16 protein-coding genes are annotated in these 17,329 nt (G+C 56.3%); 4 read left to right on the forward strand and 12 right to left on the reverse strand.

Going from position 1 to position 17,329, the window contains the following annotated elements; genetic code table 11:
- Positions 1–217: 217 nt before the first annotated feature.
- From I6L35_RS05515 to I6L35_RS05530, 4 genes are all read right to left on the reverse strand, one after another.
- Positions 218–1,183 (reverse strand): ABC transporter permease, encoded by a 966-nt coding sequence (locus I6L35_RS05515; RefSeq protein WP_005340795.1) that lies wholly within the window; start codon positions 1,181–1,183, stop codon positions 218–220.
- A gap of 2 nt (positions 1,184–1,185) precedes the next feature.
- Positions 1,186–2,304, reverse strand: coding sequence for an ABC transporter permease (locus I6L35_RS05520; protein WP_005357011.1), 1,119 nt, complete (start codon positions 2,302–2,304; stop codon positions 1,186–1,188).
- Positions 2,304–3,869, reverse strand: coding sequence for an ABC transporter ATP-binding protein (locus tag I6L35_RS05525; protein WP_216979740.1), 1,566 nt, complete (start codon positions 3,867–3,869; stop codon positions 2,304–2,306). The genes I6L35_RS05520 and I6L35_RS05525 overlap by 1 nt, the downstream gene beginning before the upstream one ends.
- Positions 3,870–3,954: 85 nt before the next feature.
- On the reverse strand, positions 3,955–4,953 hold the full coding sequence (locus tag I6L35_RS05530; RefSeq protein ID WP_005340803.1) for a BMP family protein: 999 nt from the start codon (positions 4,951–4,953) through the stop codon (positions 3,955–3,957).
- Positions 4,954–5,596: 643 nt separating this feature from the next.
- Between I6L35_RS05530 and I6L35_RS05535 the strand changes: the two genes are divergently transcribed.
- From I6L35_RS05535 to uvrD, 3 genes are all read left to right on the forward strand, one after another.
- Entirely contained in the window at positions 5,597–7,528 is a 1,932-nt protein-coding gene (locus tag I6L35_RS05535; RefSeq protein ID WP_216979741.1) for a hypothetical protein, read from the forward strand.
- Positions 7,529–7,592: 64 nt separating this feature from the next.
- Positions 7,593–7,994: a hypothetical protein gene (locus I6L35_RS05540; protein WP_216979742.1), complete on the forward strand. Its 402-nt coding sequence runs from the start codon at positions 7,593–7,595 to the stop codon at positions 7,992–7,994.
- A 68-nt stretch (positions 7,995–8,062) separates the two neighbouring features.
- Complete coding sequence (gene uvrD, locus I6L35_RS05545) at positions 8,063–10,234, forward strand: DNA helicase II (RefSeq protein ID WP_216979743.1); 2,172 nt, start codon at positions 8,063–8,065, stop codon at positions 10,232–10,234.
- A 143-nt stretch (positions 10,235–10,377) separates the two neighbouring features.
- Here the strand turns inward: uvrD and I6L35_RS05550 are convergent, their stop codons facing one another.
- The 4 genes from I6L35_RS05550 to ydfZ form a co-directional block, all read right to left on the reverse strand.
- On the reverse strand, positions 10,378–11,004 hold the full coding sequence (locus I6L35_RS05550) for a hypothetical protein (protein WP_216979744.1): 627 nt from the start codon (positions 11,002–11,004) through the stop codon (positions 10,378–10,380).
- Positions 10,994–11,863, reverse strand: a complete 870-nt coding sequence (locus tag I6L35_RS05555; RefSeq protein WP_150389986.1) for an HAD family hydrolase — start codon at positions 11,861–11,863, stop codon at positions 10,994–10,996. The genes I6L35_RS05550 and I6L35_RS05555 overlap by 11 nt, the downstream gene beginning before the upstream one ends.
- Before the next feature lie 258 nt (positions 11,864–12,121).
- Positions 12,122–12,652: a transposase gene (locus tag I6L35_RS05560; protein WP_216979745.1), complete on the reverse strand. Its 531-nt coding sequence runs from the start codon at positions 12,650–12,652 to the stop codon at positions 12,122–12,124.
- A 273-nt stretch (positions 12,653–12,925) separates the two neighbouring features.
- Entirely contained in the window at positions 12,926–13,123 is a 198-nt protein-coding gene (gene ydfZ / locus I6L35_RS05565) for a putative selenium delivery protein YdfZ (RefSeq protein ID WP_005357022.1), read from the reverse strand.
- A gap of 311 nt (positions 13,124–13,434) precedes the next feature.
- Between ydfZ and I6L35_RS05570 the strand changes: the two genes are divergently transcribed.
- Positions 13,435–13,935: a DUF1993 domain-containing protein gene (locus tag I6L35_RS05570; protein WP_216979746.1), complete on the forward strand. Its 501-nt coding sequence runs from the start codon at positions 13,435–13,437 to the stop codon at positions 13,933–13,935.
- Between the two features lie 101 nt (positions 13,936–14,036).
- Here the strand turns inward: I6L35_RS05570 and I6L35_RS05575 are convergent, their stop codons facing one another.
- The 4 genes from I6L35_RS05575 to I6L35_RS05590 form a co-directional block, all read right to left on the reverse strand.
- Positions 14,037–14,549 carry a cupin domain-containing protein gene (locus I6L35_RS05575; RefSeq protein ID WP_107683288.1) on the reverse strand — a complete coding sequence of 171 codons (513 nt, stop codon included), beginning with the start codon at positions 14,547–14,549 and terminating at the stop codon, positions 14,037–14,039.
- 125 nt (positions 14,550–14,674) lie between these two features.
- The gene (locus I6L35_RS05580) at positions 14,675–15,037 is read right to left on the reverse strand and encodes a cystatin domain-containing protein (protein WP_042054283.1); all 363 of its coding nucleotides are present in this window, start codon (positions 15,035–15,037) and stop codon (positions 14,675–14,677) included.
- A 100-nt stretch (positions 15,038–15,137) separates the two neighbouring features.
- Positions 15,138–15,794, reverse strand: a complete 657-nt coding sequence (locus I6L35_RS05585; RefSeq protein WP_139748100.1) for a DUF3313 domain-containing protein — start codon at positions 15,792–15,794, stop codon at positions 15,138–15,140.
- Positions 15,795–16,184: 390 nt separating this feature from the next.
- On the reverse strand, positions 16,185–17,315 hold the full coding sequence (locus tag I6L35_RS05590) for a PotD/PotF family extracellular solute-binding protein (RefSeq protein ID WP_216979747.1): 1,131 nt from the start codon (positions 17,313–17,315) through the stop codon (positions 16,185–16,187).
- Positions 17,316–17,329 lie beyond the last annotated feature (14 nt).

Consider the following 17,329-nt stretch of genomic DNA (forward strand, 5'->3'; position numbering starts at 1 on the left):
GGGGGTTTTTTATGGGGCTGGCAGAGGGGTCAGCTCTTGTACACCAGCCGCTACCCGCAGCAACTCACGCAGCCCCTTTATCCCTTCACGCCATCATCCCCCTCTATCACACCATCCAGATCCCGGCTGACCTGCCCCGTCCCGCCCATAAAAAAACAGGCCCACCGAAGTGGGCCTGCTGTTATTTGCGTGGGTGGGAATATCGCGATAGAGGGCGCTACTCCCGCTCCTTCACATAGGGTGTACCAAGCGCCTTCGGCGCCACCGCGCGGCCGATAAAGCCGGCCAGCAGGAACACGGTCAGGATGTAGGGCAGTGCCTCGATGGCCTGCACCGGAATGGCGAAGCCGCCGATGCTGACCCCTTGCAGGCGGATGGCGACCGCATCGAGGAAGCCGAACAGCAGGCAGGCTGCCATGGCATTCCAGGGACGCCACTTGCCGAACACCAGCGCCGCCAGCGCCATAAAGCCCTTGCCCGCACTCATGTTGGGGATGAACTGGGCCGTCTGGGCCACCGCCAGATAGGTACCGCCGATACCGGCCAGCAGGCCGCCGATGAGGAGCGCGGTGTAGCGCATCCGCACCACAGAGATACCGGCGGTATCGACCGCTGCGGGCGCCTCACCCACCGCCCGCAGACGCAGACCGAAGCGGGTACGGAACATCACCCACCAGGCCAGCGGTACGCAGGCGAACGCCACGTACTCCAGCAGGGAGTGGCCGCTCAGCAGCTCGCTGTAGAGCTGGCCGATCACCGGCACATCCCACAGCTCCTTGGCATAGGGCAGATCGATGGGGGCGAACCGGGCATCGCCGGAGAGCGCCGGGGTCTGGCCACCCTGATCGAACCAGTAACGGCCCAGGGTGACGGTCAGACCGGCCGCCAGAATGTTGATGGCCATGCCGCTCACCACCTGATCACCGCGGTGGGTGATGGTGGCAAAGCCGTGCATCAGGGCAAACAGGATGGAGACACCCACCCCGGCACCCAGACCTACCCAGGCAGAACCGGAGACCGCCGCCGCCGCACCACTGGCGAACGCCGCCGCCAGCAGTTTGCCTTCCAGCGCGATGTTGACCACCCCGGAGCGCTCGCAGAACATGCCCGCCATGGCGGCGAGAATGAGGGGCGGCGCAGTACGAATGGTCGCATCCAGCATCAGGATCAGAATTTCAAACATGATCAGACTCCTTTAGCTTGTGCGGCTGAGCGGTTGGCAAACGCCAGATAGAGCTGCTCGATGCGCGGACGCATCATGTGCTCAAGGGCGCCACAGAACAGGATCACCAGACCCTGCAACACCACCACGATGTTGCGGTCGACACCGAACTCGAAGCTGAGCTCGGCGCCCCCCTGATAGAGGAAACCGAACAGCAGGCTGGCGATGATGACGCCGACCGGATGGTTGCGCCCCATCAGCGCCACCGCGATACCGGTGAAGCCGAACCCTTCCACGAAGTTGAGCTTGATCTGGTGCAGCTCACCCTGCAGCACGTTGAGGGCAAAGAAGCCCGACAGCATGCCGGAGATGACCATCGCCAGGATCACCACCTTGGGATAGGAAATACCGGCGTAGGCGGAGGCACTCTGGCTGGCGCCGACCGAGCGGATCTCGTAACCCCAGCGGGTGTGCCAGATAAAGACCCACACCAGCGCCGCACAGATCAGCGCCCAGAAGAAGCTGATATTGAGCGGGCTGTTGGGGATCTCCATCCCGAACAGGTTCGCCAGCCCGCTCATCTTGGGCAGCCAGCTTGCTTCGGCAAACACCTTGCTCTCGGTCGCCATCGAGCCGGGCGGCTTGAACACCTCCACCAGCAGATAGGCCATCAGCGAGGCGGCGATGAAGTTGAACATGATGGTGGTGATCACGATATGGCTGCCGCGCTTGGCTTGCAGCCAGGCCGGAATAAAGGCCCAGGCCGCACCAAACAGACCACCGGCAATGATGGAGAGCGGCAACAGCAGGGCAAACGGCAGCACATCGCCGAGCATCAGACAGACCAGACCCACACCGAGCCCGCCGATATAGGCCTGACCTTCACCGCCGATATTGAACAGACCAGCGTGAAAGGCGACCGCCACCGACAGACCGGTAAAGATAAAGCCGGTTGCGTAGTAGAGGGTGAAGCCGACCCCTTCACCTGTGCCGAACGCGCCGTACCACATGATCTTGGCGGCATCGACCGGGTTGATGTCGAGGTAGTAGAACAGAATGGCCGACACCAGGAAGGCCAGCAGGATATTGACCGCAGACAAGACGCCCACGGAGACCCAGGCAGGAATACGTACTTGGCTCATCAGTGGGCCTCCTTGGCAACTTCATCCGGCACTATGTTCGCCATCATCAGACCAATGGTGCGCTCATCCGCCTTGGCACCATCCAGCTCGCCGACGATGCGACCATCGGCAATGACCAGAATGCGATCTGCGAGGCTCATGATCTCGTCCAGCTCCACCGAGACCAGCAACACCGCCTTGCCCTTGTCGCGCATGGCGATGATCTGCTGGTGGATATACTCGATGGCGCCGATATCGACCCCGCGGGTCGGCTGGCCAATCAGCAGCACATCCGGGTCCTGCTCCACTTCACGGGCAATCACCAGCTTCTGCTGGTTGCCACCGGAGAAGTTGGCGGTCTTGTGATCGGGATGGGGTGGGCGCACGTCCCACTTCTCCATCTTGGCCTGACAGTCCTGCTGGATCGCCTCCTTGTTCTGCAGCCACCCCTTGTTGTATTGCGGGCGACGGTGATAACCGAGAATAAAGGCCTCTTTCGCCTCGAAGCGGTTGATCAGCCCCATCTTGTGGCGATCTTCCGGCACATGACCGAGGCCGTAGTTGCGCACCAGCTCCGGATCGGCCGGATGCTCCGCGCTCACCTTGTGCACGCCGCTGCGGCTGCTGATGGTAAAGCTGCCCTTGCTCGGCTTGAGAATGCCTCCAAGCAGGCTGAGCAGTTCGGACTGGCCGTTGCCGGAAACCCCGGCGATGCCGACCACTTCACCGGCCCGCACTTCGAAACTGACCGATTTGACCCGCTCCACCTTGCTGGCATCGAAGTAGCTGAGTCCTTCGATCTTCAGCTTGGCTTCACCGGGCTGGGTTGGCCCCTTGTCGACCTTGAGGCGCACCTTGCGGCCCACCATCAACTCGGCCAGCTGCTCCTTGTCGGTATCCCTGGTGGCGACGTGGGCCACCATCTCGCCACGGCGCATGATGGAGACCTGATCGGTAATGGCCAGGATCTCCCGCAGCTTGTGGGTGATAAGGATGATGGTTGCCCCCTGATCCCGCAGCTTTTTCAGCACCTCGAACAGGTGATCCGCCTCTTGCGGGGTCAGTACCCCGGTCGGCTCGTCGAGGATCAGGATGCGGGCGCCGCGATAGAGCGCCTTGAGAATTTCGACCCGCTGTTGCAAGCCAACCGGCAGCTCTTCGACCTTCTCGTGCAGCGGCACGTCTAGGCCATAATCCCGCGCCAGTTCGCCCAGCAACTTTTCGGCTGACGCCACGCTCTGCTGAAGGTGCCAGCCGTTCTCAGCGCCGAGGATGACGTTTTCCAATACGGTGAAGTTGTTGACCAGCATGAAGTGCTGGTGAACCATGCCCACCCCTGCGGCAATCGCATCTTGTGAGCCATGGGGTTTGAAAGGATTCCCGTCGATCAGCATCTCGCCTCTGTCGGCATGGTAGAAACCATAAATGATGCTCATCAGGGTGGACTTACCGGCGCCATTTTCGCCGACAATGCCGTGGATACTGCCTTTGCGAACCTTAAGGTCGATCAGCTTGTTGGCGTACACTTCGCCGAACCGCTTATCGATACCTCTTAATTCGATGGCATAGCGATCTGTCTGGTCCATGATGCAGCCCTGCGTTTCATGAAATAAGACTAAAAACCGGCCCGTGCGGGCCGGTGGTGCGTTGAGAGTCGTAGCAACTATCTAATTAGTATTTGCAGGTGTTATCGCTCATGTAGTCATGAACCTTGACCTTGCCAGCGATGATTTCAGCCTTGATGGCATCTACCTTGGCTTTCATTTCCGGGGTGATCAGCTTCTCGTTGTCCTTGTCGAGCGCCCAATCCACACCGCCTTCGGCCAGACCCAGGTTCTTGATACCCGGCTTCCACTCGCCTTTGGCAGCGTCATCCCAGGTCTGGTAAGCGGCCAGACCCACAGACTTGACCATGGAGGTCAGCATGGTGCCCGGTTGCAGGTGGTTCTGGTTGGAATCCACCCCGATGGCGAACTTGCCGCTGTCCTTGGCTGCCTGATAGACACCGATACCGGTACCGCCAGCTGCGGCGTAAACCACGTCAGCGCCCTTGGCGAACTGGGACTTGGCCAGCTCGGCACCTTTGGCCGGGTCAGCAAACGCGGCCGGGGTAGAGCCCGCCATGTTCTGGAACACTTCGATCTTCGGATTGACGAACTTGGCACCCTGCTCGTAACCGCACTGGAATTTGCGGATCAGCGGGATATCCATGCCGCCCACGAAGCCGACCTTACCGCTCTTGGAAGCGATGGCAGCCAGTGCACCCACCAGGAAGGAACCTTCATGCTCCTTGAAGATGACGGACTGGACGTTCGGCTTGTCGACCACCATGTCGATGATGGTGAACTGGGTTTTCGGGAACTCGGTCGCCACTTTTTCTACCGCAGAGCCCATGTTGAAACCGACCGCCACGATCGGGCCGTTGCCACGGCTGGCCAGACGACGCAGACCCTGCTCGCGCTGGGCTTCGTTCTGGGGTTCAAACTCTTTGACCTTGACGCCCTTGTCCTTGTTGTAGAGCTCGACGCCGTTACGGAACACGGCTTCGTTGAATGATTTGTCATACTTGCCCGCGGTGTCATAAATGACGGCTGGTTCGGAAGCAGCCTGAGCAGAGAGAGCAGCGAGAGTGAGGGAGGCCACGGTGGCCAGCTTGAGCACTTTAGTCACGATCGTATCCTTGATTGTTATTAAGTGAGGGAACTTGCTTGCCTGTCAGAGCAGGCTATCTAGCACGCAGGCTAACTCTAAGCCAGCCCCGATGCGGGTCAAGCAAATGATAAGGGAAAAACGTTTGCGTTAACGGTTTGAATTCTAAGCAAATAACCTTATAAGCAGTTGTTTTTTAGCTACTTTTCAGTTTTTTATGCTGACAACCAAAAGACCCAAACGACATTTCTCTTATTGTTCAGCAAGTTACTGTAAACCGTTTTCCCCTCTTATTCATCCAGCCCCCCGGCAAGCCCGTGATCCGGCTCGCAAAATCCCCACAAACCGCGTGAGCAAGGATTGGCTACAGCTGGAAACGACCAACGCTCACAGACCCTATCTCTAATACTCTCCAGTCAACATTCCCTAACCAACAATCAACCCCCGCTTCCACTTTGTTGAGCAAGCTCACAATTCATATGAACTCGAGATCCAGATCAAGTTGAAAACCATATGAGCCCCTGTATGATGCCCGCCGCATAGATCTCAAATGAAACTAACAAAGACATCAATTGGGCTTCTTTTGCATCAAGTCATGCCACCCATTCTGACTTCCTCAGCCAGGTGCCGGTGACATATGCATCGTTGTTTCAGGAAAATAAAAATGAAAAAAAATATTCTGGCTTTATCGGTTGTGACGGCGTTATCCAGCTTGGCGCTGGCTGGTTGTGGCGGTGGTGGCGACAGTGCCAGCACAGATAATGGCAATAACAGTGGCAATGGTGGAAACGCCACCAAACCTGCGTTGACTGCCACCTTTATTGATAGTGCGGTAGCCGGTTTGAACTACACCTGCGGCAATTACTCGGACGTCACGAACTCGCAAGGTCAGTTCCTCTTTAATGACGGTGACACCTGCACCTTCAAACTGGGCTCAATCCCGCTTGGGGAAACTCAGGTTAAAAAGGGCCAGACCCTGGTAACCCCATACACCATCGCCGAGAAGGGTGACAAAGATCGCGCCATTCGTATCGCCGCCCTGATGCAAACCATGGATGACGACAACGATCCTGCGAACGGTATCACCCTGAAGCCTGATGCCATCGCCAAGCTGGGCAATACCATCCGTTTTGAAAGCGATGACGCTTTTAATACCAGCCTGAATGAAGCCCTGAAACAGGCACAGCTCGACAAAAAAGTGGTTGATACCAAAGCTGCCGAAGCACATATGAATGCCTCGCTGGCAGTGATTAATGGTCAATCAGTTGCAGTCAACAAGGTACTCACCGATCTGCTGACGCTGACCGATCTGAAAACCCTGCATGTGGAAGATAAGCTCAAGGAGTACAAGAGCACGCTGCAGGCCGAGACCACAGACACTGGCAAAACCGATCGCCAGATCGTGCTGGCCATGCTGGCCATGCTCGAAGTAACCAACGACCCTGTTGTTGCAGAACGCTTAGGCTTTACCTCTTCTGAGATGGGCGTTAATTACAGCACCAACCTGGCTAAAGTGATCGATGTCATTATCCACACACCATACTCCGCCTCCATGGCCTTTAGTCTCAAGGGTGGCAAAGGATATACCCGTGACGTAGCCAAGCTGATGGGGGCCTATGCCGATAGTATGGACAAGGTCGCCGCCACCCTGGCCGATATCCAGGACCCGGGTTACAGCTCAATCTATGGTGACAACGATGCGATTACCCTCAATTTCGACAGCGCCAAGGCCCTACGCGCCTCAGCGATGGCGATGGCATCGGCACTCAATATTGCCGCATCCTACCAATACGGCCCGGATAATGCGTATGCAACCCAGCAAGAAGAGGTGACCTTGCCTCGCATGCATATCAAGCAAAGCTGGGGGCAGCAATTCCATACCACTTATGAAGAGAGCGCCAGCACCTTCAAGACCCAGTTCAGCCAGATGGATATCGAGCCAGATGCGCTAGTGGCACATGCGGACTTCTTCCGTCTGACCAATGAGGCCAGGGCTCGGTTGACCAAGGCCAAGGCACAGTTAAAGGATGCGGTAGACATTGCACTGACCATAGACCAGAGCAAGCTGGACGAATCGCTGACCCAAGATGAGATCGATTCCAATGCCGCAACCCTGAAGCAGTTTGCCGACCATTTCTCGGGCAAGGCGCCCACTATCCAGTGGGAAAGCATTGAGACTAAGTACGTAGACACCGGCATGGGCTGGGAACCCAAAGAGGTTGGCGTCAAATTCAACATCAACGTTATCCCGTTCTTTGACGAGATGCTGGATCGCAGCGATTTAACCATCAAGGTATCTGGCAACTGTGCAGTGGGTGTGCGGGATGCCGAACTCTCCAAGGCAATGGGAGAGCCCATGTGCCTGATCTCGAGCAATGAATTCAAGGCGCTTCATGCCCAAAACGATTACGATGCACTCAAGTACATCGGCTGGATGCAGGAAGATCAAGACAGCCACACTAGCATCTACGCCAAGGGAGTTGGCTATGACTGGTCAACCCAAATGACACCGGTAGCTGGGTCGACCTTTGACAAAGTCTTTGTATCTTGTACCGATCTGGATGGAAACAAGGTCAGCTGTGCCGATCAGCTGTAAACAATGCAGAGCGCCCCTGCTGGGGGTGCTCTTTTTGCTGATACCGACGGCACAAGCTGCCGGTATGTTGGCACGCTACAAGGATTATCGGGAGCGTGTCTTCGATCGTCAGGGTCAATTGCAATATCAATTAACTACCCAGGAATATATGCAGCGGATGCCCGATGGGCGTCCGTCACTGTCCAGTCTCTTTGCGTTGCGAAAGATGCAACGAGAGTCACTGCAGCTCAAGCTGGGCACCTTGATGGTGAATGATGTCATCGTGCACTTCCAGCATGGGTATTATCAAGATGGCCAACTCATGATGGGCGACACGGAAGTGACCTTACCTGAAGGCCGTTTGCACGCAGCAGTACTTCGTTTTGATCCCGTCCATCAAGTGTTGGATTCCCCACGCGCCATGCTATTGAGCTTTTCTGGCGATGTGTTGGGCCAATATCGAGATTATCACCGCCCCCTTCGTTGATCCTGCTGGTTGGTCTCTGGCCGCTCAGGCCGTATAATCCCCGCCTGTATAAATAAACAGGAGTGGTGATGGACGTTTCAACCCTGCTCGACGGGCTCAACGACAAGCAAAGAGATGCCGTTGCGGCGCCCCGCAGCAACCTGCTGGTGCTGGCCGGTGCCGGTTCGGGCAAGACCCGGGTGCTGGTGCACCGTATCGCCTGGCTGATGCAGGTGGAACGCTGTTCACCCTTCTCCATCATCGCGGTCACCTTTACCAACAAGGCGGCGGCCGAGATGCGCGGCCGGGTCGAGAAGGTGATCGGCGACGGCGTGCGCGGCATGTGGATCGGCACCTTCCACGGCATCGCCCACCGATTGCTGCGGGCCCACCATCTGGATGCAGGGCTGCCGCAGGATTTCCAGATCCTCGACTCCGACGACCAGTACCGCCTCATTCGCCGGGTACTCAAGGCGCTCAACCTCGACGAGAAGCACTGGGCCCCGCGCGCCGTGATGGGCTACATCAACGGCAAGAAGGACGAGGGGCTGCGCCCCGGCGACATCGATCTTTACGGCGACCCTGTCACCCGCACCTATCAGCAGATCTACAAGACCTATCAGGAGACCTGCGATCGCTCCGGTCTGGTGGACTTTGCCGAACTGCTGCTACGCGCCCACGAGCTGTGGCTCAACAAACCGCACATCCTCGAGCACTACCGCGACCGCTTCCAGAACATCCTGGTGGACGAGTTTCAGGATACCAACGGCATCCAGTACGCCTGGCTGCGGATGCTGGCGGGCAACAGCGGCAAGGTGATGATCGTCGGCGACGATGACCAGTCCATCTACGGCTGGCGCGGCGCCAAGATCGAGAACATCCAGCGCTTCCTGACCGACTATCAGGGCGCCGAAACCATCCGCCTCGAGCAGAACTACCGCTCCACCGCCAATATCCTCAAAGCCGCCAACAGCGTTATCGCCAACAACGCCGAGCGTCTTGGCAAGGAGCTGTGGACCGAAGGGGCCGAGGGCGAGCCGATTTCGCTGTACGCCGCCTTCAACGAGGTGGACGAGGCGCGCTTCGTGGTCGGCCGCCTCAAGGATTGGAAGGAAAAGGGCGGCCTGTTGGCCGACTGCGCCATCCTCTATCGCTCCAACGCCCAGTCGCGGGTGCTGGAAGAGGCGCTGATGCAGGACGCCATGCCTTACCGCATCTACGGCGGCCTGCGCTTCTTCGAGCGCCAGGAAATCAAAGACGCCATGGCCTACCTGCGGCTTATCAACAACCGTGGCGATGACGCCAGCTTCGAGCGGGTGGTCAACACCCCGACCCGCGGCATCGGCGATCGCACCCTCGAGATCCTGCGCGGCAACGCCCGCGATCAGGGGCTCAACCTGTGGCAATCGGCCAAGGCCCTGCTCAACGACAAGGTGCTGACCGGTCGCGCCGGCAATGCGGTGCGCGGCTTTGTCGAGCTGATCGACGCGCTGGAGGAGCAGGTCTCCCTGCTGCCGCTGCACCAGCAAGCGGATATCGCTATCCAGAACTCCGGCCTCAAGGCGATGTATATGGCGGAAAAGGGCGAGAAATCCCAGGCGCGGGTAGAGAACCTGGACGAGCTGGTCACCGCCTGCCGCCAATACCAGCGCCCGGACGAGCTGGAAGATATGAGCGATCTCTCCGCCTTCCTCGCCCACGCGGCGCTGGAGTCCGGCGAGAGTCAGGCGGACGAATATGCCGATGCGGTGCAGCTGATGACATTGCACAGCGCCAAGGGCTTGGAGTTCCCGCTGGTGCTGCTGGTCGGCGTCGAAGAGGGGATGTTCCCCAGCCAGCAATCCACCGAAGAGTCGGGCCGGCTGGAAGAGGAGCGCCGCCTCTGTTACGTCGGCATGACCCGCGCCATGGAGAAGCTCTACATCTGTTATGCCGAGAGCCGCCGCATCTACGGCCGCGAGATGTTCCACAAGCCGAGCCGCTTTATCCGCGAAATGCCCGCCGAGTGTCTGGAAGAGATCCGGCTGCGCACTCAGGTCAGCCGCCCCACCCAGTACGGCCGCTTTAGCCAGAACGAGGTGCAGCAGAGCTTCGACGCCAGCGGCATCAAGCTCGGCCAGCGGGTGCTCCATCCGAAATTCGGGGAAGGGGTGGTACTCAACTTCGAAGGGGTCGGCCAGCAGAGCCGGGTGCAGATCCAGTTCGACGACGTCGGCGCCAAGTGGCTGGTGACGGCGTATGCCAGACTGGAAGCGCTCTGATTTTTCCCGCCTTTTGAAATAACCAACCCGGCTTAGACCGGGTTGGTTTTTATATAAAGTATCGCGACAACGTTAAATTCACGACCGTCCGAATATGTTTCCGAGATGACAATCCATACGTTATAGGTCTTTACTTTGAAAAACTACGGAAGATTAAATGCACATTCAATAGTGTTATATTTTTGTTTTGTACAATTGATAGTTGCCGACTTATTTTGTTTGTTAATAGCATCACTATTTTTTGGTGTATCCACAAAAAACAAAATCACTGAGGACACTATAAGAATAACAAAAACACCAATATAATATATGTTGGCCTTTCCCTTACTATGGAGATGTGTATTCCATTTCCAAAAATTTATTTCTACTGGACTTTCATCACCAATTGTTTTGGTTAGCCCAATAATATTAGGCAGCTCATGTTCAAGTTCTCTCTCTATTTTCATTCCCTGTTTCACTGCACCTATTAAAAGAGGGTGATACCAGTAAACATCTACAAAAAAGAATAGCATCCAAATAATAGCGGCACCCAATGAGAGAATTGTAGCTATAGAGGTAGAATGTCCCATTATATCGAGAGAAAAACCAGACTTAAAACTGACCCCGATAGCACCAATAAATGCAGATAGAATCAATATCGCAAAATTTCTTACTTTCATCTCTAGGTCATTAAAGTGCTGCTGAGTATTAATGACCTGTTTCCATATATCTACCTTTACTTTCAGTAGCTCAATATCATTTTTTCTTTTTTCTTCGACTTCATTTGCCATGCTTTTGGAATCCTTCAAACTTAAACAACGACAATATATCACCAAAGCTATCAACAGCTAAATCTGCATGAATATCTTTTTTACTGTTCTTTATTTCTATTTCTCGTGCCACATCCTGATCAGTCCAATGGGTTACATCGCGAAGTAAATTATACCCATCCTTATTATTGGTAAAATGGGTAGTTCCGTATCGCGCGAAAACGGCATCTACACCAGCGTCTTTTGCCATTGCTATATCTTTCATTTCACTATCTCCGATATAAACACATTCATCAGAGGTTGCATTTATAGAAGATATTATTTCCTTTAGTATTTTAGGGTTCGGTTTTATTTCACCGCGTGGTGTGTGCATATTTTTTGTAATTTTAAGATTGTATTTTGTTTGAGGCACAACCCCTGACGGTATATCATGATCCTCAGGAGAAAATAAAATATCGATTACCCCATCCAAACCTAAATTAGAAATCCTATAATTAGAATAAAACTCTTTAGATTCTGTGTAACCAATAATTAACACCCCTTTTTCCTTGAGCGTACATAACGTTTCATGTACCGTAGGATAAAGAATCAAATTCTTTTTTCTTTCACTTCGATATAAATGAATGGCAGAATCAAAAGCCTTTAGTATGGCGTCTCTATCTCCATATTTATCCTTCAGTAGAGGTATTTCCTCTAATACAAATGCATATTCAGCGGTTCCATGTTTCTGGTGAATCTTTTTAATCTGTGGTTTCAATTCTTCGACGGAAAAACCACTAATCCTAGATATTTCATTTAACATAGCGCTAAAGCTATGATACCAAATGTTAAACCAATCAAATAATGTGTTATCAAGATCTGTTATTAATACTTTTTTCATACTCACCCCATTATTGCTTAAGTCTATGTTGGCACAACATAGATAATATACATGTATGATATACTAAAAATGTTTTTTTTCAATTATAAAAATATTTACCCAGCATTTTAATATAGTCTTGATTGTAATTTATCCGAATTATAAAAGGTTATATTTATATAAAGGTGGTTACCTTTTAATAGCCGTAGGTTCGATTAGCGAAGCGTAATCGGACGATCGCGTAATCGGACGTTCACATTGGCATAACCCTTGAGAGGTTTACTCCAATCCCCCCAACACCCCATCCACCGACCCGCACCAATCCGATGGATAGATGCCGCTCGCCACATAACGATGGAAGGTGGAATACGGCCAATCGGCCACCCGGGTGACATGACCATGCTTGAGCGGGTTGATATGGACGTAATCCATATGGTGGCGGTAATCCTGCTCATCCCTGATCAGGTGTTCCCAATAATGGCGCTGCCAGATACCCCGCTCCCCGTGGCGTAACCGGGTCTGGCTGCGCCGTTCGGTCACCGGCAAGGCGCGGGAAAAGTGGCTTTTGATTAACCGCCAACGCAGGGGGAAATCGGTGTCCCCTTCCGGCAAAGAGAGAATGCAGTGGAGATGGTCGGGCAACACCACCCATGCGTGAATGGCGAAGGGGTGAGCCTCTTGCACCTTGGCAACGCTGCGGCGCAGCAGGTCAATCTGCTCCACCAGCAACCGGTTGTTGCGCCGCTCCAGCAGGTTGACGGTAAAGAACCAGGTTCCTCCGGGCCACCATGCCCGCCGCCAATTGGCCATCCTGTCCTCCTCGTTGAGGCCGAAAAGCCAAGCATAGCCTTGCCTCACTTCGATCTGCTTGCAGGCGTGATGGTGCGGATGTTCCATTACGCGGATGTTCGCTTACGCGATCGTCCGATTACGCTTCGCTAATCGAACCTACACGATGACTCAACGCAGCTTGAGTCGATGTAATTGATGGGGGTAAAGCAGAGAGGGGAACTCAGAAACCCGGCCGCCAGATGGGCGCGGCGGCCGGGTGAATTGTAAAGAGTAGGGTAACAGGGAAAGGGATCAGCCTAGTCTAATCAACTCGATGGGGGCGTAGCGCTCACCGGAGTTTGCCAGCAGCACGCACTTCTCATGCTCCGCCTGATAGGGGGTCATATTATCGGTGTGGGCCTCTTTCAGAAAATCGACTGCGCCAGTGGCGGCAATCATCACGCGCTGACCCTGGTTCAGCACATTGCGGTTACGGTCATAGATCTTCATCTCATTCTCCTTTTATTGTGTCCTGGCGGATGCGCAGGCGTGTGTCCAGGACAACGGCATTCAGCCTACGCCCCTGAAAAAAGGTGATTTATGTCACAGATCAAAAAAGGGGCGATAAGGGACTCACAGGCTCAAAATGCGAGCATTGCCCCTTGGCCAACGGCTATCGCGCGAAGTAGCGCTACCCTGCCCTTTTCATCGTGGCAGGCTCGAACCCGACAGCGGTTGGGGTATATTGGTGGCCGATTAGCCAGTCTCATTCACTGTGGCCGCGCACGCGGGCCGCTGTTTCAACAAGATGGAGAGTGTTCATGAATCGCGATATCACCGCCCAGTTCATCAAGATGCTGACCAACCTCGACCACTGTCTGGCCAAGGCCGAGGCCCACGCCGCGGCGAAGCAGTTCAACGTGGATAACTTCTTCGGCGATCGGCTGATCGTCGATATGCTGCCCTTCAGCAAGCAGGTGCTGATCTGCTGCGATTCGGCCCGTGCCGTGGTCGCCACTGCCAGCCACAGCGAGCTGCCAGCCATGGGCGATGACCCCAAGACCATGGCGGATCTGCGCGCCCATATCGGCAAGACCATCACCTATCTGCAAGGCAAGCTGGACGCGGACTACAGCCAGTACGCCAGCGGCCGTTACGTGCCCCACTGGGCGGGCGGCAAGGGGATGGATGGCCATACCTGCGTCCATGAGTACGGCATTCCCAACTTCTACTTCCACCTCACCATGGCCTACGCCCTGCTGCGCCGCGCCGGGGTCGATCTCGGCAAGCGCGACTATCTGGGCGGGCTCAACCTGCAATAAGCGCTGCACGCCACTGGCGGCAAACAGATAGCAAAAGCCTGCCACGCGGCAGGCTTTTTTATATCGGGTGGTGCTGGGCTGGTGCGCAGAAGGGCTGCGCCCTAGAAGGGGCCGTTGCGCTCGCGCAGCTTGTCGGGCAGGCCGTCGTGATCCCCCAGCTCACGCTCGGGCACGTCATCCCAGTGCAGCTTGCCGAGGGTGATATTGCGCTCGGGGTGCACGGCGTAGTGGATGCGGTTGTCCTCCCGATCGGTATCGCCGATGCAGAGCAGGCGGACAGTCTCTTCGGTGTTGTTGATAAAGGCGTGGGCCAGCCCGTCACCGGCCTTGAAACCGACCGAATCCCCCGGTTGCAGCCGATAGAGCACGCCATCAAGCCAGACATCCGGCGTCCCCTCCAGCACGTGAACGAACTCATCCTCGGTCTTCTCGGCGTGGGGCCAGCTGGTGCGATGCCCGGGTTCGACGATCTCGTGGTGAATGCCGATGCGGCTAAAGCCGAAGTGTTTGCCGAGGGCGCAGCCGCGGGAAAGGGGCTCCTGACTGCCGGAGTAGTAGCGCGGCGTCTGCTCTTGCAGCTCGCGCCAGTGTTTGATGCAGGGGTGGCGATTCATAGCGGTTCCTTTTCCATGAGGATGCAGTCACGGGAAGGGTCATCCTGACTGTCAGAATGCGGGGAGAAAAGCAGAAATTTTCTGGTCAGATGAGCCCCTCTGACGAGGGGCTCAACAAGCAGGAATTACTTGGCCTTGACGCAAGGCAAGGGAGGAAGCTCGCCCTGTGCAGCCGGGCGGGTCATCTGGTAGTTGCCAGCAAGATCCCGATAGACACGGGTGTTCCACACCTCTCCGTTGTCGAGCTGGAACTCGATGTCGTAGTTGACCCCGGAGACCACCTGGCTGCGCACCTCGCGGATGCTCTGCAGTTTGGCGGCCGTGTTCATGCGAGCCAGCACGCTGGCCAGCGCAGCCTCCCCTTCCGCATTGGGCAACGGCTGACTCTGCCAGCCACCCGCCATCGGCGCACACTCAGGCGTGGGTGACGAGGTGCTGCAGGCACTCAACAGGCCAGCAACAAGGATGGGTAACAACACGCGTTTCATATCATTTTCTCCTGCCTGCAAAATGACCACCTTATCAACATCTTGCCATTATTGCAGCCCAAAAGGCTCCCGCTGCGCCCCGCTTGAACGCACCAATCGATCAGCGCCCCAGATTGTCCGCCAGCTGTTTGGCACGGCTGGCCGCCCACTGGTCGATCATCTTCTCCATCTCCTCGGCGGTGATGGGCTCATCCTTGTGGGTACTGTCCGTGCTCTCGCGGGCATCCATCACCCGCACCAACAGCTTGCCGCTCCGGGAGTCGAGCAGCTGGGCCATGCTGCCCACCTTGAGCAGGTAGGGCTCCTTGCCGATCACTTCGCGGGTGACGTTGATGGCGATCTTGGCCGGCAGCAGGTCACGCAGCTTGGGGTCGGGGCGGGTCAGGTCGAAGTTGGTGACGGCTGCCTGGATCCGCATGACTTTCGGGCCGGGGGCGGTGGCGATCTTGACGCCCTGCTTGATCAGCTCGCTCTGGAACTTGTCGTGGTAGTAGCGACCAATCTGGTTCTGTTCGTTGGCGGTCAGCAGATACCACTGGCCGTTCTCCTGACGAATAAACTGCAGCGGATCGAGCAGCACCTCATTGTATTGGCGCAGGTCAACGCCCGGCTCCTTGTAGACCCGCTGATTGGGGTTGCTCTCGCTCTGCTGGAAGGCTGTCAGCGGGATCGCCTGCAAGCTGTGGGATACCTGATTCTTGACGGCGCAGCCACCCAGAAGGGCTGCAGCCACGGCAACCATCACGACCTTTTTCATATTTGCTCCTGCATTTTACTGTTTGTTTTTGCTGTGGATTTCGCACCACATGGCTGGAGAACCCGTGCCGGATGCCGCCAATGTCACAGAGAAATAACCGATTCATCACCTTCCCACAAGCAACAGATCAGGATTGTTCAGCTCACATCCAAGTTGTCACAATTGAGGCACTTTTGTACAGGGTCAGCCAGGGTACGAACGGCAATCTGGCGAGGGTTCGGTTGTTTAATCCGGCTAAATGGGGCTGCGATAAGCGCTCAGTTTTTTCAAACGATGGGGGCCCGCGAGCGGCGTGAGTTGAACGGGGGAATACCCTGGAACGGGCGATGACCGATCATCAGCCATCTTGCGCAAACTTGCCTGCCGCCGAAGAAGCGGCAGGCTCATTCATCAGTTATCGAGATCCCAGGGGCACTGCTTGACCAGCCCCTCTTTGCCGCTGGCGACGATCGCCTGCTGCACCATCCGTTTGTAGCGATTCTTGATATGGGCGGGCAACGCGGGCACCAGCAGCCGCTCGTCAAACTCCGGCAGCGGGCGATCCGGCAGCACCGCCTGCTCCTGCGGGCTGAGGGGCGGCCGGGAGGCCATATTGCTGGCCGAGATGGTGGGCGTGCCCACCAGCATCTGGCGTTGCAGCGGCGCGCTCAGCAGAAAATCCACCAGCAGGTAGGCCGCCTTGAGCCGTGCAGGATCATCCCCGACATGGCGGGCAATGGAGATCGCATCGAGGGCATAGATGGCCCCCTCCTGCACCATGGCGATCCGCCACTGCTGATCGTTCTGCTTGTTGCACTCCACCAGCTCCAGCCCCCAGGTGGTGGCAAAGGTCTGCTGGCGCAGATCCTCGCAGCGGTTGGCCTGATTGAACCAGAAGCCACGACTGGCTCGCAGCCGCTGTGAGAGCTGCTGCTCCACCTCTTGCTGCAAGGTCTTGTCGGCCAGCATCTCGCCGCTGGCAAACAGGGCGGGCGACTTGCCCAGCGAGAGCAGCACCGAAAAGAGCAGTGGCTCGAACTGGTCGCAGAACTCGGCAAACTGGCCCGGCGGCGAGCTGTTGGCGAGCACCTGCCAACTGGTGGGCGCTTGCGGCACCTGCTTGCTGTCATAGGCGAGGCTGAACATGGCGTAGGAGAAGGGCACCGAGTAGTTGCGCTCCCCCTGCTTGTCATACTCGGTGTTCTTGAGGGCGGGCTTCACCTCGGGGTAGTGCTGCAGGCGATTGAAATCGATGGGGAGCAGCAGCTTGAACAGCGGCTGGTGATGGGCCTTGTAGAAGTAGCTGGTCGGGAGCACCACATCGGCGCTGCGGGTGCGCAGGGCGCGGTAGACGCTGTCGAAATCGGTCAGCAGCGGCTCGATCCGGCTGACCGTCGCTTCCACCCCATGGGCTTTGGCGTAGTCGGCAAACTGTTGTTCATAACCCGCTGGCAGATAGCCCCACTCCAGCAATTTGAGCTGAACCGGGGCCGCCAGCGCTGGGGTCATCCCCAGCAACCAGCAAAGAGGCAGTAGACGCATGGCCGGGCACTCCT

The organism is Aeromonas sp. FDAARGOS 1405 (assembly GCF_019048265.1).
Taxonomy (GTDB): domain Bacteria; phylum Pseudomonadota; class Gammaproteobacteria; order Enterobacterales; family Aeromonadaceae; genus Aeromonas; species Aeromonas veronii_A.

Bases quoted from the DNA above. Each gene is read 5' to 3' on its own strand.
- I6L35_RS05515 (WP_005340795.1), bottom strand. From the start codon at position 1,183: ATGTTTGAAATTCTGATCCTGATGCTGGATGCGACCATTCGTACTGCG.
- I6L35_RS05520 (WP_005357011.1), bottom strand. From the start codon at position 2,304: ATGAGCCAAGTACGTATTCCTGCCTGGGTCTCCGTGGGCGTCTTGTCT.
- I6L35_RS05525 (WP_216979740.1), bottom strand. From the start codon at position 3,869: ATGGACCAGACAGATCGCTATGCCATCGAATTAAGAGGTATCGATAAG.
- I6L35_RS05535 (WP_216979741.1), top strand. From the start codon at position 5,597: ATGAAAAAAAATATTCTGGCTTTATCGGTTGTGACGGCGTTATCCAGC.
- I6L35_RS05540 (WP_216979742.1), top strand. From the start codon at position 7,593: ATGTTGGCACGCTACAAGGATTATCGGGAGCGTGTCTTCGATCGTCAG.
- uvrD (WP_216979743.1), top strand. From the start codon at position 8,063: ATGGACGTTTCAACCCTGCTCGACGGGCTCAACGACAAGCAAAGAGAT.
- I6L35_RS05550 (WP_216979744.1), bottom strand. From the start codon at position 11,004: ATGGCAAATGAAGTCGAAGAAAAAAGAAAAAATGATATTGAGCTACTG.
- I6L35_RS05555 (WP_150389986.1), bottom strand. From the start codon at position 11,863: ATGAAAAAAGTATTAATAACAGATCTTGATAACACATTATTTGATTGG.
- I6L35_RS05560 (WP_216979745.1), bottom strand. From the start codon at position 12,652: ATGGCCAATTGGCGGCGGGCATGGTGGCCCGGAGGAACCTGGTTCTTT.
- ydfZ (WP_005357022.1), bottom strand. From the start codon at position 13,123: ATGAAGATCTATGACCGTAACCGCAATGTGCTGAACCAGGGTCAGCGC.
- I6L35_RS05570 (WP_216979746.1), top strand. From the start codon at position 13,435: ATGAATCGCGATATCACCGCCCAGTTCATCAAGATGCTGACCAACCTC.
- I6L35_RS05575 (WP_107683288.1), bottom strand. From the start codon at position 14,549: ATGAATCGCCACCCCTGCATCAAACACTGGCGCGAGCTGCAAGAGCAG.
- I6L35_RS05580 (WP_042054283.1), bottom strand. From the start codon at position 15,037: ATGAAACGCGTGTTGTTACCCATCCTTGTTGCTGGCCTGTTGAGTGCC.
- I6L35_RS05585 (WP_139748100.1), bottom strand. From the start codon at position 15,794: ATGAAAAAGGTCGTGATGGTTGCCGTGGCTGCAGCCCTTCTGGGTGGC.
- I6L35_RS05590 (WP_216979747.1), bottom strand. From the start codon at position 17,315: ATGCGTCTACTGCCTCTTTGCTGGTTGCTGGGGATGACCCCAGCGCTG.